Raw genomic sequence first — 15,671 nt, forward strand, 5'->3', positions numbered from 1 at the left:
GGAGCGCGACATGAAATTGATTAAACGACTTATTCTGGGGCTGATCCTTATCGTTGTGGTCTTGATCGGCGTAGCCTTCCTGCTGCCGGAAAAGGCTGAAGTTTCCCGCAGCATCACCATCAACGCACCTGCGGCGGCGGTGTTTCCTTATGTGAATTCGATGCAGGAGACCGAAAAATGGTCTCCGTGGCTGGCGCATGACCCGAAAACCAAGCTGACCTATACCGGGCCAGAGGCTGGCGTCGGCAACAGCATGAGCTGGAGCTCGGACCATCCGCAGGTCGGCAGTGGTACGCAGGAAATCATTGACAGCGTTGCGGATCAGGCGGTGAAAACCGCGCTGGATTTCGGCGATATGGGCACCGCCTCGGCCTCGTTTACGCTGCAGCCCGAAGGGGACCAGACCAAGGTGACCTGGGGGTTCGAATCCGATCTGGGCATGAACCCGATGATGCGGTGGATGGGTCTGATGATGGATAGCTGGGTGGGGACCGATTACGAGACGGGTCTGTCCAACCTCAAAAATGTGGTCGAAGGGCAGGGCTAACCCCCGCCACTGACCCCTGACTGGTGCCGAGGCCCAACGGCCTCGGTCGCCGCATGGTGGGCAGCGGCCCGCACCTCTTCGGCAAGCTCGGAATTCGGCAGCGTTCGCGCCAAAACCATGCCGCCCACACATAGGGCGGCGGCAGCTAGCGCATCCTGCCTGCTTGTGCTCTCGTCTGCCGTTTCCAGCAGCCAGACCATCGCCGTCAGCAGGCTTTGAAACGCCTCCTGCGTGTCCGTATCTGCGCGCGCAATGTCCGAGGGCAGGGCAATCATCGGGCATTGCCCGTCGATATCGCCCAGATGCTCGGGCGACAGATAGGCATCGACCATCTGCCGGGCCATCTCGGGCTTCAGCTTGCTGGGGTCGATCCCGGCATTGGTGCGCCATTCAGCCCCGCGTCCCATGAGAAAGCTCGACACCGCCTCGCTGAACAGCGCGTTCTTGTTCTTGAAGTGGTTATAGAATCCGCCACGGGTCAGTCCGGCTTCATGCATCACCATATCAATGGTGACGTTCTGAAACCCATACTGGTTGAACAGGATACGAGCGGTTTCAACGATTTTGGCGCGGGTCCGTTCGCGATGCGCGGCACTATAGGGCATATCGACTCCTTCTGTCGCCAGTCATAGCAGACCTCTAAATATGTTCTTTAACATAAATAGATACCGCGTATCGATGGCTCTGCACGTATTGATACAGGAGAGATCCGATGCCCAAATTCCTTCTCATCTATCATGGTAAACCCGACATTCAGGGCCCCGAGGACGGCGCAAAACACATGGCCGCATGGAAGGCTTGGAGCACCGGTCTTGGCGACGCGGTCGTTGATCCCGGCTTGCCCGTCGGCATGTCGAAAACCATCACACCCACTGGTGTGCGCGATGACGGCGGCCCGAACCCGGTTTCCGGCATGACCGTCATTCAGGCTGAAACGATGGAAGCCGCCATCGCAATGGCGCAGGGTTGCCCGCATCTCAACGGCACTGGCACGATTGAAATCGCCGAGGCGATGGATATGGAAATGTAGGCCCGGAGGAAGGAGAATCCCATGTCTTCTCTGTTTGATGCGGTGCCTTATTTGTCGGCTTATCAGCCTTCGTTTCTGGTCTTGGCCGCGTTGTCGCTGACCGTTCTGATCCAGAACTTTGCCACCGCCCCGCTGGCCTTTGTTACTGAACAGCAAGTGCCTGGCCTACCATTGCGCTTCGACCATTCGAACCTCAGCTTTCGGGTGCTCAGAACATACGCCAATTCCGCCGAATGCCTGCCAGCGTTTGGCTGGGCGTTACTGGCCGCCGTCGTTGCCGGGGCTGCGCCGTTCTGGGTGAATATGCTGGCCGGCCTCCACTTTGCCTTTCGGATGCTGTTCTGGATGATCTACTACGCAGGCATTGGCAGACCTGCCGGCGGGCCGCGCACGCTGGCCTTTGTGGGTGGGTTGCTGGCCAATATCGGTCTCGCGGGTCTCGCGATCTGGGGGCTTCTGTTCTGACACCACTGCTGTTGAAACGGCACCCGAGGCTGCGATTTCAAGAATTACCTTGATCCAAATCGCGGCCTCGGTTAGCAAAACCTCACGCAGGGGAGTCCCGCTTAGGGGACTGAGAGGCTGACAGGGCATTGCCCGGTGATGCGACCCTTAGAACCTGACCCAGTTGATACTGGCGTAGGAAGCTAGGGCGCATTGGCTGCTGATCCCGGCAGGCACCGTCTGAACAAAGGGCTCAAACCCTTTCGTTTCCCCAAGCCAAAACTCATCTGGTGTCTTTTTGAGTTGAACCGCTTGAGGAGCACCAAAATGAACGTCCCCAATCCCAAGATCACAACGGGCGAACTGCCTGCATCGCGCAAGATTTACGTCAATGGCACGATGCATCCCGATATCCGCGTACCCATGCGCGAAATCTCGGTCCATCCGACTGCGGGTGAGGCTCCGCTGCCGGTTTATGATAGTTCCGGTCCCTATACCGACCCCGAAGTGATCACCGACATTCGCCAAGGTCTGGCCCCGCTGCGCCGCAAATGGATCGAGGCCCGCGGAGATGTCGAAGACTATGAAGGTCGCGAAGTAAAGCCAGAGGATAATGGTTTCGTCGAAGGTGACCGTCTTACCCCCGAGTTCCCGGTGCGTCCACGCCCCCTGCGCGCCAAGGATGGTAAGGCGGTCACCCAGTTGGCCTATGCCCGCGCGGGAATCGTCACGCCCGAGATGGAGTTCATTGCCATCCGCGAGAACCAACTGCGCGAGGCCGTGGCCGAGGCGCGCGACGGCAATGATTTTGGCGCAAACATCCCCGACTATGTGACGCCCGAATTTGTCCGCGATGAGGTTGCCGCAGGCCGCGCCATCATCCCCGCCAATATCAACCACCCGGAAAGCGAGCCGATGATCATCGGGCGCAATTTCCTGGTCAAGATCAACGCCAATATGGGCACCTCAGCCGTCACCTCGTCGATGGAGGAAGAGGTGGACAAGCTGGTCTGGGCAATCCGCTGGGGTGCGGACACGGTGATGGACCTGTCGACCGGTCGCAACATCCACAACACCCGCGAATGGATCATTCGGAACTCGCCGGTACCCATCGGGACTGTGCCGCTCTATCAGGCGCTGGAAAAGGTCAACGGCATCGCCGAAGATCTGACATGGGAGGTGTTCCGCGACACGCTGATCGAACAGGCCGAACAGGGCGTGGATTATTTCACCATCCATGCGGGCGTGCGTCTGCACATGGTCCCGATGACAGTAAACCGCGTCACCGGCATTGTCTCACGCGGCGGCTCGATCATGGCCAAATGGTGCCTGCATCACCACAAGGAAAGCTTCCTCTACGAGCATTTCGATGAAATCTGCGACATCTGCCGCGCCTATGACGTGTCGTTCAGCCTTGGCGACGGTCTGCGCCCCGGTTCCATCGCGGATGCCAATGATGACGCACAATTTGCCGAGCTGGAAACACTGGGCGAGCTGACCAAGATCGCATGGGCCAAAGACTGTCAGGTGATGATCGAAGGGCCGGGCCATGTCGCCATGCACAAGATCAAAGAGAATATGGACAAACAGCTGGAATGCTGCCACGAGGCGCCGTTCTACACGCTTGGCCCCCTTACCACCGATATTGCCCCCGGCTACGACCACATCACCAGTGGCATCGGGGCTGCGATGATCGGTTGGTTCGGCTGCGCGATGCTGTGTTATGTGACACCGAAGGAGCATCTGGGCCTGCCGGATCGCGATGACGTGAAAACTGGCGTGATTACCTATAAGATCGCCGCCCACGCCGCCGATCTGGCCAAGGGTCTGCCCGGTGCCCAGCGCCGCGACGACGCCCTGTCCCGCGCCCGGTTCGAGTTCCGCTGGGAGGATCAGTTCAACCTGTCTCTCGACCCCGACACGGCCCGCGAATTCCACGACCAGACACTGCCGAAACAGGCCCATAAGGTGGCGCATTTCTGTTCCATGTGCGGGCCCAAATTCTGCTCGATGCGGATCAGCCACGACATCCGCGCCGAGGCCCAGAAAGAGGGCATGGAGGCCATGGCCGCCAAATTCCGCGAAGGCGGCGAATTGTACATGCCGGTCGAAGAGACAGAAAAAGAGGCCTGATACATCAGGTGAGGGGCCGGGGTTCCGGCCTCTCACCGAAACCTGACGCAGCGGTGAAACTGGCCCTAGCGGCGCAGCGGGCAAACCGTTTCCAGCGCCTCTGACAAGGCGGCTTTCATCTCTGTGATCGCGGCAATTTTTGCATCAAGCTCGGCGATTTTAGCCTGCAACAACGCTGCCGTTTCGGCGGCACTTACCTCGCGCGATGACAGCATTTCGACTATCTTCTGCATTTCGCGCAGGCTGAACCCAAGGTCCTTGCCCCGGCGCAACAGGCCCACCAGCCGCACCATTCCGGGGTCAAAATCGCGATAGCCGTTGCCTCTGCGGTCGGACCGGATCAGGCCGACTTTTTCATAGTAGCGCAACGTATCCGTACTCACCCCGGTGCGGTGCGCAAGCTCTCCGATCTTCATCGCGTAAACACCTCTTGACCCTGGAGTATACTCAAAGGTTTATACCTGCCCCGACATCATAAGATAAGGGAATTCTGATGCTTTCACCTGCGCGCTACGCGAAGATTTTTCGCATCTCAGCCTGGTATGATTTGATCGTGACATGGCCTTTTGCACTGGCTTTTACGTTCTCTTTCATGTGGCATTCGGTTTTGGCACCGCTCAACGCCTATTTCGGCTTTCCTCCGCTGCACCCCCTTGGCCCGCATGCGGTGCTTTTTGCCAATTTCTTTGGCAGTGTTGTTGTGGTGTGGGCTGTTGCCCGGCTTTATCTGAACGATCCGGTTCTGGGGCTTTTCGACGGTTTTGGGCGGTTGCTCTTTTCCGCCGCGATGATTCATGCCCTCGCAAACGGAGCGTCGCCGCTGATCTGGTGTTTCCTTGTGCCAGAGATCGGGTTTTGCGCGCTACAGCTTGTTGGACGGCCGAACACGCTCTTTGCGATCGGGTCGAAGGCGCAGGAACCAACGGGTCCAAACCTTTGATACCCCGGATCAGTCCAGAACCATCTCTTCGGGCCAATTGAGCGTTGTTCTGATTTCGATGGTTTCGCTTTCGCCCGGCTCCAGCTCTATGTCCCAGGCCAGAACGCCGCGTCGATTGTCTGCATCTTCAACGTCGGGCCGGGGGTCGGCTGACCAGTCGACCTCAAGATCGTCCTGTTCGGAATAGGGAACACGGTCCACGATCCGCAGCGGCCATGTCTTACGCGTCAGATTGCTGACAACGATCTGCACCTGCTCCTGACTTTGGTTCGACCGGGAAATCAACCCCGTATCTCCGGTGCTGCGCTTGCGTATTATTCGCTCTGCGGTCAATCCGTAGAGCGGGCCAAACCCCATTTCTACATCTGCCCTGGGGCCCATTTCAGGCGAAGCCCCCGCCGCGACCAGCACCCCGTCAACCAGCCATTGTGCGCTGACCGATGACATCAGGTTTTGGTCAAAGGGATTTTTAAACCGCGCGGTGCGATAGGCGACATCGTCATGGAGCGGCGCAGCAGCGGCAAAGATATCGGCCGGGCCGGTTGCGCTGTCCAGATCGAATTCGGCGATTTCATATCCTGACGAGATGGAAACCGGTTCCGACAGGGTAAATGTCAGGCCGGTGCCCTCGACGGCCGAGGCGTCGGGTGCCCACCGCTCTGTCATTTCAAAGACCACGGGCGCCTCGGCAACGGGTTTTTCAAGATCTTTGGGGTCCGGGACACTGATTGACTGCCGCTTTGGCCTGACTTCGGTGGCGGCATTCTCGCCAATTGGCTGAAGCGTCGAGACATTCAATGTGATGTTCTGCCAGTTTTCGCCGGTGTCCTGCCCGACCATGATATGCCGGTCAATTGTCACTTCGGGGGATTCGCCGGTGGTCAGGTTGAACGCGTATCCCGGCATCCATTCAGCGCTGTCAAAGTCCAGGTACGAGACGGTGACATCCCCCTTGATATCTGCGTCTGCAACAACCTCGACCGCGACAAACATACGTTCGTCGGTTTCGGGCGTCAGGGCGCGCAGATCAGCGTTTGCCGCCTCCAGCTCATTCTCCAGCGTCTCAAGCTGTTCTTCTATCTGACGCCCTGCAATCTCGGCCTGTTGGGCGGTCTCTTCCGCCTCAAGAGTCTCAGCCCCGACCATCTGCGCGATCGCGCGCAGGTTTTCGGCATCTGATGCGGCAAGCCCTTCATTCTTGCCTAAATTGGCGAGAAAACTGATTTTGTGGTCAGCCGCCAGCGCCCTCAGGCGCGCGGATTGCGCCTGGTCCTGAACCGCAAGGATGCGTTGTTCGATATCCGCGATACGGTCTTCTGCGGCCCGAACCTCATCGCTTTGATAATCATGCCAGGGCACATCTTCGGCACGCATTATAACGGCGGTCTGGCTCAGGCCTTGGGCGTCCACCCGCATGGTGGCAAGCTGCGTGTCAAAATCCGTCGCGGGAATGCCCTGCAATACCAGCCGATGATGCCCCGCCGGAAGATCGAAACGGCCGGCGCGGATAATCTCGGCCCCTTCGGGATAGACGGTCACTTCGCTGACCTTGGTATCGATGGAATAGGTCTCTGCGTATAAAACGGCCGGCGCCAGGGCGAGATAGGCGATCAGAGCTCTCATAATGTCTCACTTAAATGCTGTTCTGAATTCCCGAAAAGGTTGCAGGTTGCCGCGAAGATGGCAAGAGCGTCTAGGCGCCGGGGCGGGATGCGCCTGTATCGGTTCGGGGTGAACGAACCCGCAGGACCGGGGTGTTGGGGGACACATCCGCCCGCGTTTCCCGCCAGACCACAAATACGCCTGATGCAATGATAATGCCTGCGCCCAGCGCGACCCAGATGTCCGGGCGTTCGCCAAAGAAGGCGACGCCAAAGATCGTCGCCCAGATGATCTGGCTGTATTGGCTGGGCGCGATTACGGCGGCGGGCGCTGCGCGATAAGCGCGGATGATCAGTTGCTGGGCGATCACCGACAACACCCCAATCAGCGCCATCATTCCAAGATCGGGCAGAGAGGGTGGCCGATAGACATAAGGTTGCGCAGCGCTCATGACGGCGATGGCCAGCAGCATCGGATAAAGGATCAAAACGGCTGAGCGTTCGTCATTGCCGATCTTGCGCACCAGAACCGACCCGAAGGCGCTGCAGAATGCGGCCATCAAGGCGGCAAGATGGCCCAGTGTTATGTCCGTTGCACCGGGCCGCAGAACCACTAGAACGCCGATCAAACCCGCACCGACGGCAGCCCACCGCTGTGCGCGCACGACCTCACCCAGGATTGGAATCGACAGAACCGTCACGATCAGGGGGAACGAAAACAACAGGGAATAAACCTCGGCCAGAGGCAGGACCGAAAAGGCATAAAAGGCACAGGACATGGCCGTGACCATCGAGAGGGATCGCAGCAAAACCAGCCCGGGGTGGTGGGGCCTGAAATTGCCCGTCGTGCGATCAGCCATAATCGTCACCGCCATCGGCACAAACGAGAACAGGGTGGCGAAAAAGATGATCTGCAGCACCGAATAGGTTCCGCCAAGATACTTGATCAGCACGTCATGGGTGGCAAATACAGCAAAGCCCAAAAACGCGTATCCAAGCCCTCGGATGGTAAGGTTTTGGTGGCTCATATTACTGTCCTCGGGTATCAGTTGCCACGTGCCGGTCTCAGGCTGACACATGTTCTTGCAACGCTGCATAACGCCAATTTCTGCAGGTTGATAGCCCCGCATTTACCGCTAACATCTAACGTATGGGTCCTGACCCTAGCGCAAGATAGGCGGCGCATCGGCGGGTTGCCGGGCCGCCATAACCCCGGCTTTCATGCCCGCACCGATACGGCGGGCCAAAGCCGTCCAGGGGATTGCAGTTTCCGGCGGCAGGGTGCGTTTGGCAACATCTTCGAACAGGTCGAGCCAGCGTTCAAACAGATCGGGCATCACATCGGGCCGTTCGACGTGAACACGCTGTGGATTGCCGCTATAGCCGCGCTCGAACAGGATGGCGTTGCGCCAGAACGCGGCGATCTTGTCCTCGTGCTCGGGCCAGTTGCCGACATGGGTGTTGAAAATCGGCCCAAGCACCTCATCCCTGCGGATTTCGGCATAAAAGGATCTGACCTGTAACGCGATCTGTTCGGGCGTTGCGGGAAAGCGGGGCGGTTGGACTGGGGTGTTCATCGGGTATCGTGACCTGAATATCGGCGGTGTATCTCCGATATCCGGCACCGACATCTGTTCCTATTGGCAGGATTGTCGCGCCTGCCTGCGATTGCGCAGGAAGCGGGTCGCCGGACCCTGGCGGCGTGTGATCCTCTGGGACAACAACAAGGAGTTCCAGATGTTCAAGGTCACCGCACTATCCACCGAAGATGTCCGCGCCCTGCAGGCCGGCGCGCCTGATGCGTATGGCACGCCACCCGAACGGGCTGTTTCGACAGGCAAGGGCAATCCCTGCCGTCATTGCCTGAAAAACATTCCCGAGGGGGAAGAGATGCTGATTCTGGCCCACAGGCCTTTTGCGGATGCACAGCCCTATGCGGAAACCGGGCCGATTTTTCTGTGCGCGGCGCCCTGTCAGCGTCACGAAGGGGATGCGGAATGGCCCGAAATCCTGACCGCCGCCCCAGATTATCTGATCAAAGGGTACGGGCAGGACGACCGGATCGTCTATGGAACCGGCGTTGTCACGCCGACCGATCAGATGGAACGCGCGATCAGTCAGATTTTCGCCCGTCCGGACATCGCCTATATCCATATACGGTCTGCGCGGAACAATTGCTATCAGGCGCGTATCGACCGGGCATGAGTCAGAGCTTGACCCGGTGCATCCCCCGGCGTGGCTGATCCTGCGCCGGGGCGTCATCCGCTCGATCAGAGGTAAGCGCGAGGAACACGTCCTCAAGGTCAGCCTCTTCGGTGCGGACGTCGCGGATGCGGATATCGGCCTGACGGACGGCTTCCAGCACCTGTTCGGCGCTGGTCTGGCAGCCCTGATAGTGCAGGGCGAGGCTGCCATCGTCCCGCAGCGCCGCCTCGACACCGTCGGCGGTGGGGAGGTGCGCAGGCGGGGTATCGGGCATGATCACGATTGTGCGGCGATCCATGCGGCCCAGCAGGTTGGCAGTACTATCCTGCGCAACCTTCTCGCCGTGGTTAATGATCGCGATCTCGTCACACATCTCCTGCGCTTCTTCCAGATAATGCGTGGTCAGGATGATGGTCATACCCTGCTCATTCAGCTTGCGGACATTGGCCCAGAGCATCTGCCGCAGTTCGATGTCGACACCGGCTGTGGGTTCGTCCAGCACAAGCACTTTGGGATGATGCACCAACGCCTTGGCCAGCAACAGCCGCCGCCGCATCCCGCCCGACAGGGTGCGGGCATAGGCCTCGGCCTTGTCGCTGAGCCCGACAAGTTCCAGAATCTCGTCGCTGCGTCGCTCTGATTTGGGAACACCATACAGGCCCGCCTGAACCTCCAGCGCGCCACGGGGCGTGAAAAAGGGATCAAGGTTCAGCTCTTGTGGCATCACACCGATGGCCGCGCGCGATTGACGCGGGTTGCGATCCTGATCAAAGCCCCAAATCGACACCTGACCCGCTGATTTGACGACCAGACCGGCCAATATGTTGATAAGCGTCGATTTCCCCGCGCCATTCGGGCCCAGCAAGCCAAAGACAGAGCCCCGTGGCACGGTCAGGTCGATTCCTTTCAGCGCGTGTTTTTCGGGTTGCCCCCGGCCCGCGCGATAGGTTTTGCGCAACCCATTGATCTTGATCGCCGCGTCGGTCATCTGTGGCTCTTGCCCCCGGTTTGCTCATCGCTCATAAACGCACCTAATGCATGCCCGCGAGGCCGACAACTCTAGAAGGATCGCCAGCGATGACAATCGAAGCGCCGGAAACCAAAATTGTCCAGAACAGTCGCGTCGCCTGTGATGGTGGCGAAGGGGCTTTGGGTCATCCGCGCGTGTGGCTGCAAATCCCTGAAGACACGGGTTGGGTCGAGTGCCCCTATTGCGATTGCAAATATGTCCTGAAAGGCACAGAGCAAGGCTGATTGCCCACCCAAACGGGGGCAGCCCCAATCTCGCCGCGTTTTTCATGGTAACTCTTTGCTGAAACCAATGCAGGTGAGTGTAATGACCGACATGACTGCAACAGAGAATGCCAACCCTGTATTCGGTTGGATCGGGTTTTGCCTTGCAGAGATGGCCTTGTTCGCCGCGCTGTTCGTGTTCTGGGCCGGGCCTTTTGCGCCCCAGCAATCTACCGGCGTGTCATTGGGTGAACTGGCGGCCGAGCTTGGGAAATCCACCCTGCGCGCCGCTGCAGGGCTAGAGCAGCCCGAACCTGTCGCCCAAACCCGCGATCTGGACGATTTCCTACAAATCGGCGTCGCCATGCTGGGAGGTTTGGCCATTGTCGTTTCGGTTATTGGCTTATTGCGCCATGAACGGATGCGGCCTGCCATCGCCGGGGTAGCCATTGGCATCGGTGCAATCCTGTTTCAGTTTTTCGCGATGGCGTTCTTCGCCCTCCTCGGCGCGCTGGTGATCATGGCGCTGCTTCACAGTTTCTCGGATGTGTTCGGCGGCCTCTTTGGCGGTTAACTGACGTTCCTCACTGGTCAGTCGCGCGGCCCTGTGGCAGAACCGTCCCTGACCCACAGGGAGCGCGCGCATGAGCAATTTCGGAAAAGGATGTCACCTGCATCTGATCGACGGATCGGCCTTTATTTTTCGAGCCTATCACGCGCTGCCTCCGCTGACGCGCAAGTCGGATGGTCTACCGATTGGGGCTGTGTCAGGCTTCTGCAACATGCTTCAGAAATATGTCGAGGACAACAATGGCCCGGATGCGCCGACCCATGTAGCGGTGATTTTCGACAAGGGGTCGCACACGTTCCGCAACGACCTCTATGATCTCTACAAAGCCAATCGCGAGGCCATGCCCGAGGATTTGCGCCCGCAGATGCCTTTGACCCGTGAGGCGACAAAGGCCTTCAACATCGCCTGCAAGGAGCTTGAGGGCTATGAGGCTGACGACATCATCGCCACGCTGGCCGTGCAGGCGCGCGAGGCTGGTGGACGCGTGACCATCGTCAGCTCGGACAAGGACCTGATGCAGTTGGTCGGCGGCGGCGTTGAGATGCTGGATGCGATGAAGAACAAACGCATCGACACGGATGGTGTGTTTGAGAAGTTCGGCGTTGGGCCAGATCGCGTGGTCGATGTGCAGGCTCTGGCTGGGGATAGCGTTGATAACGTGCCGGGGGCTCCGGGAATTGGCGTCAAGACGGCGGCTCTGTTGATCAACGAATATGGCGATCTGGAAACCCTGCTGGACCGTGCGGAAGAGATCAAGCAGCCCAAGCGCCGTCAGACGCTGATCGAAAAGCGCGACCAGATTGAGCTGTCGAAGAGGTTGGTGCAGTTGGATGAGAACACGCCGCTGGATTTCACTCTGGACGATCTTGAGGTGAAAGACCCCGAGCCGGACACGTTGATGGGTTTTCTGGCCGAGATGGAGTTTCGCACTCTAACAAAGCGGATCGCTGACAAGCTGGGAGTCGAGGCTCCGGTCATTGCGGATGCGCCCGCTACGACAGAAGAGCCTGAGGCCGAGGCCATCCCGTTTGACGCAGCCAAATATGAATGCGTTCGGGATGCTGCAGCCCTCCAGACATGGATTGATCAGGCCTATGAGCGCGGCTGGGTTGCGGTGGACACCGAAACCACCGGCCTGAACGAGATGATCGCCGATCTGGTCGGCATATCGCTCAGCGTTGAGCCCGGAGAGGCCTGCTATGTCCCGCTGATCCATCGCGAAGGCGCCAGCGATGATTTGTTCGGGTCAGATGCGCTGGCCGAAGGGCAGATGCCTCTGGACGAGGCGCTGGCGTTGCTGAAGCCGATGTTCGAGGACCCGTCGATCCTGAAGATCGGGCAGAACATGAAGTATGACGCCAAGATCTTTGCCCGTTATGGCGTAAATATCGCGCCGGTGGATGACACGATGCTGATGTCTTATGCGATGCATGGTGGCAAGCATGGGCACGGTATGGACATGCTGTCCGAGCGATATCTGACCCATACGCCGATCCCGATCAAGCCGCTGTTGGGCAGCGGCAAATCGGCAATCACCTTCGATAAGGTACCGATTGACGAAGCCACGGCTTATGCTGCCGAGGATGCGGATATCACGCTGCGCTTGTGGAAACTGTTCAAACCGCAATTGCATCAGGTTCAGGTGACAACCGTTTACGAAACGCTGGAACGCCCGCTGATCCCGGTTCTGGCCCAGATGGAGCGGTATGGCATCAAGGTCGACCGCGATGTGCTGAGTCGCATGTCCAATGCGTTTGCCCAGAAAATGGCCGGTTTAGAGGCTGATATCCACGAACTGGCCGGAGAGAATTTCAACGTCGGCTCACCTGCGCAGCTGGGTGAGATCCTGTTCGACAAGATGGGTCTGGAAGGTGGCAAGAAGGGCAAGACCGGCAAGTATTCGACTGGCGCCGATATTCTTGAGGATCTTGCGACCGAACATGAACTGCCCCGCCGGGTGCTGGACTGGCGGCAGCTGAGCAAGCTGAAATCGACCTATACGGACGCGCTGCAGACCCATATCAACCCTGATAGCGGTCGGGTGCATACGTCTTATTCGATCACCGGGGCCAACACGGGTCGCCTGGCTTCGACCGATCCGAACCTGCAGAATATTCCCGTGCGCACCGAAGAGGGCCGCCGCATCCGCGAGGCTTTCATTGCTGAACCCGGAAACGTCTTGCTGAGCCTCGATTACAGCCAGATCGAGCTGCGCATTTTGGCGCATATTGCGGACATTCCCGCTCTGAAACAGGCCTTTGCGGACGGGCTGGATATTCACGCGATGACCGCGTCGGAAATGTTTGATGTGCCGCTGGACGAGATGACGCCGGATATCCGGCGTCAGGCCAAGGCGATTAACTTTGGTGTGATCTATGGGATTTCGGGTTTTGGTCTGGCGCGCAACCTGCGCATTCCGCGGGCCGAGGCGCAGGGGTTTATCGACCGTTATTTCGAACGGTTCCCCGGTATTCGCCGTTATATGGACGATACGATCTCATTCGCCAAAGAAAACGGGTATGTCCAGACGCTGTTCGGGCGCAAGATTCACACGCCCGAGATCAACGCCAAGGGGCCGCATGCCGGGTTCTCGCGCCGGGCGGCGATCAACGCACCGATTCAGGGGACAGCCGCGGATGTCATCCGGCGCGCCATGGTGCGGATGCCCGACGCCATCGACGGGCTGCCTGCTAAGATGCTGCTGCAGGTCCACGATGAATTGCTGTTTGAGGTTTCGGAAGAGGCGGTGGATCAGACCATCGCTATCGCCAAACAGGTGATGGAGGGGGCGGCAGACCCGGCCGTTGATCTGGACGTCAAGCTGGTTGTGGACGCGGGGCAGGGCGCGAACTGGGCCGAAGCGCACTAGGGGTGCGCCGCGCATCAGGCCCAATGGGCCCTCTTTGCGTCGGGTCAGGCCTTGGGCCTGACCATGTGGTCGACCATGCGTTTGATGGACGGCCCAAGGACCAGAATCACGGTGAAGGCGATGGGCCAGCAAAACAGCCATGACGCCATCCAGTCGCCCAACGTCGTTGGACCCAAGCCAATAGCCTTGAGTGTTGCGATGCCGGTGACGATGCAAGACATTATGCCCGACATGATCAGACCATAAACAGCATGGGCAAAACGCGGAGAAATCATTTGTAGGTCCCTTGCTTTTCAGCGCGCTGGAAACTGCCCTTCGAAATCCAAAAAAGCCAGTGCGCTGACGCACAGCAGCGCTGCAGCTACTGCAGAGTACCGGGCGTATTGCCTGCGGGTTGAGGGCAGGGTTTGCCACGGCTTGAAAACGACACAGTGTCGAAAACCGGCCAGAACCTGAAAGTCACATCAACGATATTCGGGATATCGCCGCGAATCATTTGATCGTGCCGTATCAGTGAAAGGTCTGGAACAATGGCCATGAGCCCAGAACCCGTTCGCGGGAACACTCTTGCTGTATCTGATGCTCCGCATTCCGCGATGCCGGGCAATATGCTGGCCGTTATGTCCATGCTGGCTTGGGCTGCGGGTTTCCCGGCGGCTGAAATACTGCTGCAAAGCTGGCCGCCGGTCGCGTTGCTGACTGCACGCATTGCTTTGGCGGCCATCTGTCTGATCCCGGTCTGGGTGCTGGTTGATGGCCCTGCCCGCGTTGTGCGCGCCCGTTGGCGCCGCGCGATGATTTTGGGCGGGTGCGGTCTGGGGCCGGGCATGTTCCTGATCATTCTGGCACAGAAGCTGACGGATCCAGTTACCGTCGCCATCATTGCTTCCTGCGCGCCGCTGGTGGCGACCCTGCTGGAGCTCGCGGCCGGAACCCGGCGCTTATCGTGGCGTTTCGCGGTTGGTGTTCTGGTGTCTATTGTTGGTGGTTTGATCGCAACCAGCGCTCTGGCCCCTGCTCAATTGGGATTGGGGGCTGTTTGTGCCGTTCTTTCGACCGGGTTGTTTTGCTGGGCCAGTCAGGCCATGGCGCGGGACTTCCCTGAACTGAGCCATACCGGTCGCACGGCGATCACACTGGTTGGCGGGTTGGTCATGGCAACGCTGCTGATCTTCGCTTGTCACCATCTGGGTCTGGATGTCATGCCAGCCAGCCCGGTGAATACCGAACAGGTCGAAATGCTGGTCATCTACGCGCTGATTTCATTGGGGATCAGCCAGATTCTCTTTGTCAGTTCGGTGGCAAAGCTAGGCGTCGCGCTTGCGTCCTTTCACATCAACGTCGCACCGTTTTACGTGATGGTCATCATGCTGATGCTGGGCGAGGATTGGAACTGGACCCGTGCGATTGGGGCCGGAGTGGTGGCGCTGGCGGTGGTCTTGGCGCAGGATCGCAAGATATCCTGACGCTAATTCTCGTCCAGCGCCTCAGCGGCGATCAGCGGAAAGAACCTTCCCCCGGACCAGACCCCAAACCAGCCATCATGCTGGGTTCCGATCTCGACCAGCCGGTAAAAGCTTTTGCGATCTATGCGCGCCTCAAGGTGAGAGCGAACCAGTATATAAGGCGACGGCTCGTCTGTTTCTGGGTCGATAACAATGCGGATGGGATGTTCGGACCCAGCCACAGCCTGATCGCCGACATGGGTTTCAAATGTCAGAACCTGCGTCTCGCCGCTGCCTGCGACGTCGAAGTCCACGGCCACAAAGGGGGCGTCCTCGACAGTGATTCCCACCTTCTCGACCGGCGTAACCAGATAAAACTTCCCGTCTTCTTTCTTAAGAATTGAAGAAAATAGCTTAACCAGCTCGAACCGATTGATCGGCGACCCCATGTAAGTCCAACTGCCATCTTTTTTGATCTTTATGTCCAGATCGCCACAAAACGGAGGATTCCACAGGTGAATAGGGGGTAAACCCTTGGTTTTGGCCGCTTTGACCGATGCCGCCAGACCATCCGGCGACGGTTTCACAGGTTTTTGTCCGCTCATTGCTTTTGCCATTTCCTATTCGCGCGATACACTTCAAACATATTCGTC

Annotated in this window: 18 protein-coding genes and 1 riboswitch; of the genes, 10 read left to right on the plus strand and 8 right to left on the minus strand. The window is 58.7% G+C overall.

Annotated features, from left to right (window positions below; translation table 11 throughout):
* The first annotated feature begins 10 nt into the window (after positions 1-10).
* Positions 11-547, plus strand: a complete 537-nt coding sequence (locus ACR0I7_RS08680) for an SRPBCC family protein (RefSeq protein WP_480510049.1) — start codon at positions 11-13, stop codon at positions 545-547.
* Here ACR0I7_RS08680 and ACR0I7_RS08685 read toward each other — a convergent pair.
* Positions 544-1,152 (minus strand): TetR/AcrR family transcriptional regulator, encoded by a 609-nt coding sequence (locus ACR0I7_RS08685; protein ID WP_480510051.1) that lies wholly within the window; start codon positions 1,150-1,152, stop codon positions 544-546. The genes ACR0I7_RS08680 and ACR0I7_RS08685 overlap by 4 nt on opposite strands.
* A 107-nt stretch (positions 1,153-1,259) precedes the next feature.
* Here ACR0I7_RS08685 and ACR0I7_RS08690 point away from each other — a divergent pair, with 107 nt between their 5' ends.
* The 3 genes from ACR0I7_RS08690 (at position 1,260) to thiC (ending at position 4,154) form a co-directional block, all read left to right on the plus strand.
* A complete protein-coding gene (locus tag ACR0I7_RS08690) occupies positions 1,260-1,577 on the plus strand; it encodes a YciI family protein (protein ID WP_480510053.1) in 318 nt (105 codons plus the stop codon).
* Between the two features lie 21 nt (positions 1,578-1,598).
* Entirely contained in the window at positions 1,599-2,042 is a 444-nt protein-coding gene (locus ACR0I7_RS08695) for an MAPEG family protein (RefSeq protein WP_480510055.1), read from the plus strand.
* Between the two features lie 78 nt (positions 2,043-2,120).
* Positions 2,121-2,240, plus strand: a riboswitch (TPP riboswitch).
* 108 nt (positions 2,241-2,348) lie between these two features.
* Positions 2,349-4,154 (plus strand): phosphomethylpyrimidine synthase ThiC, encoded by a 1,806-nt coding sequence (thiC, locus tag ACR0I7_RS08700; protein WP_480510057.1) that lies wholly within the window; start codon positions 2,349-2,351, stop codon positions 4,152-4,154.
* 65 nt (positions 4,155-4,219) lie between these two features.
* On the opposite strand, the gene ACR0I7_RS08705 is transcribed toward thiC, so the two are convergent.
* Complete coding sequence (locus ACR0I7_RS08705) at positions 4,220-4,570, minus strand: MerR family DNA-binding transcriptional regulator (protein ID WP_480510059.1); 351 nt, start codon at positions 4,568-4,570, stop codon at positions 4,220-4,222.
* Between the two features lie 77 nt (positions 4,571-4,647).
* On the opposite strand from ACR0I7_RS08705, the gene ACR0I7_RS08710 reads away from it, so the two are divergent.
* The gene (locus tag ACR0I7_RS08710) at positions 4,648-5,094 is read left to right on the plus strand and encodes a hypothetical protein (protein WP_480510061.1); all 447 of its coding nucleotides are present in this window, start codon (positions 4,648-4,650) and stop codon (positions 5,092-5,094) included.
* Between the two features lie 9 nt (positions 5,095-5,103).
* Here ACR0I7_RS08710 and ACR0I7_RS08715 read toward each other — a convergent pair whose 3' ends face one another.
* From ACR0I7_RS08715 to ACR0I7_RS08725, 3 genes are all read right to left on the minus strand, one after another.
* Positions 5,104-6,717, minus strand: coding sequence for a DUF4139 domain-containing protein (locus tag ACR0I7_RS08715; protein WP_480510063.1), 1,614 nt, complete (start codon positions 6,715-6,717; stop codon positions 5,104-5,106).
* Positions 6,718-6,787: 70 nt separating this feature from the next.
* Positions 6,788-7,723 (minus strand): DMT family transporter, encoded by a 936-nt coding sequence (locus ACR0I7_RS08720; protein WP_480510065.1) that lies wholly within the window; start codon positions 7,721-7,723, stop codon positions 6,788-6,790.
* A 135-nt stretch (positions 7,724-7,858) separates the two neighbouring features.
* Positions 7,859-8,272 (minus strand): group III truncated hemoglobin, encoded by a 414-nt coding sequence (locus tag ACR0I7_RS08725; protein ID WP_480510067.1) that lies wholly within the window; start codon positions 8,270-8,272, stop codon positions 7,859-7,861.
* A 160-nt stretch (positions 8,273-8,432) separates the two neighbouring features.
* Between ACR0I7_RS08725 and ACR0I7_RS08730 the strand changes: the two genes are divergently transcribed.
* Positions 8,433-8,900 (plus strand): DUF1203 domain-containing protein, encoded by a 468-nt coding sequence (locus ACR0I7_RS08730; RefSeq protein WP_480510701.1) that lies wholly within the window; start codon positions 8,433-8,435, stop codon positions 8,898-8,900.
* 1 nt (position 8,901) lies between these two features.
* On the opposite strand, the gene ACR0I7_RS08735 is transcribed toward ACR0I7_RS08730, so the two are convergent.
* Positions 8,902-9,888 (minus strand): ABC transporter ATP-binding protein, encoded by a 987-nt coding sequence (locus ACR0I7_RS08735; protein WP_480510069.1) that lies wholly within the window; start codon positions 9,886-9,888, stop codon positions 8,902-8,904.
* Between the two features lie 89 nt (positions 9,889-9,977).
* Here ACR0I7_RS08735 and ACR0I7_RS08740 point away from each other — a divergent pair, with 89 nt between their 5' ends.
* The 3 genes from ACR0I7_RS08740 to polA all read left to right on the plus strand — a co-directional run bounded on the left by ACR0I7_RS08740 (position 9,978) and on the right by polA (position 13,573).
* Positions 9,978-10,154 carry a zinc-finger domain-containing protein gene (locus tag ACR0I7_RS08740; protein WP_480510071.1) on the plus strand — a complete coding sequence of 59 codons (177 nt, stop codon included), beginning with the start codon at positions 9,978-9,980 and terminating at the stop codon, positions 10,152-10,154.
* Between the two features lie 82 nt (positions 10,155-10,236).
* A complete protein-coding gene (locus ACR0I7_RS08745; RefSeq protein WP_480510073.1) occupies positions 10,237-10,707 on the plus strand; it encodes a hypothetical protein in 471 nt (156 codons plus the stop codon).
* A 70-nt stretch (positions 10,708-10,777) separates the two neighbouring features.
* Positions 10,778-13,573, plus strand: coding sequence for a DNA polymerase I (gene polA / locus ACR0I7_RS08750; protein WP_480510075.1), 2,796 nt, complete (start codon positions 10,778-10,780; stop codon positions 13,571-13,573).
* 44 nt (positions 13,574-13,617) lie between these two features.
* Here polA and ACR0I7_RS08755 read toward each other — a convergent pair whose 3' ends face one another.
* Complete coding sequence (locus tag ACR0I7_RS08755; RefSeq protein ID WP_480510076.1) at positions 13,618-13,848, minus strand: DUF2798 domain-containing protein; 231 nt, start codon at positions 13,846-13,848, stop codon at positions 13,618-13,620.
* A 261-nt stretch (positions 13,849-14,109) separates the two neighbouring features.
* Between ACR0I7_RS08755 and ACR0I7_RS08760 the strand changes: the two genes are divergently transcribed.
* The gene (locus ACR0I7_RS08760; RefSeq protein ID WP_480510078.1) at positions 14,110-15,039 is read left to right on the plus strand and encodes a DMT family transporter; all 930 of its coding nucleotides are present in this window, start codon (positions 14,110-14,112) and stop codon (positions 15,037-15,039) included.
* A gap of 2 nt (positions 15,040-15,041) precedes the next feature.
* Here ACR0I7_RS08760 and ACR0I7_RS08765 read toward each other — a convergent pair whose 3' ends face one another.
* Complete coding sequence (locus ACR0I7_RS08765) at positions 15,042-15,623, minus strand: DUF1285 domain-containing protein (protein WP_480510080.1); 582 nt, start codon at positions 15,621-15,623, stop codon at positions 15,042-15,044.
* Between the last annotated feature and the right edge of the window lie 48 nt (positions 15,624-15,671).

The sequence above is a fragment of the Ruegeria sp. AM1 genome, from assembly GCF_056540745.1.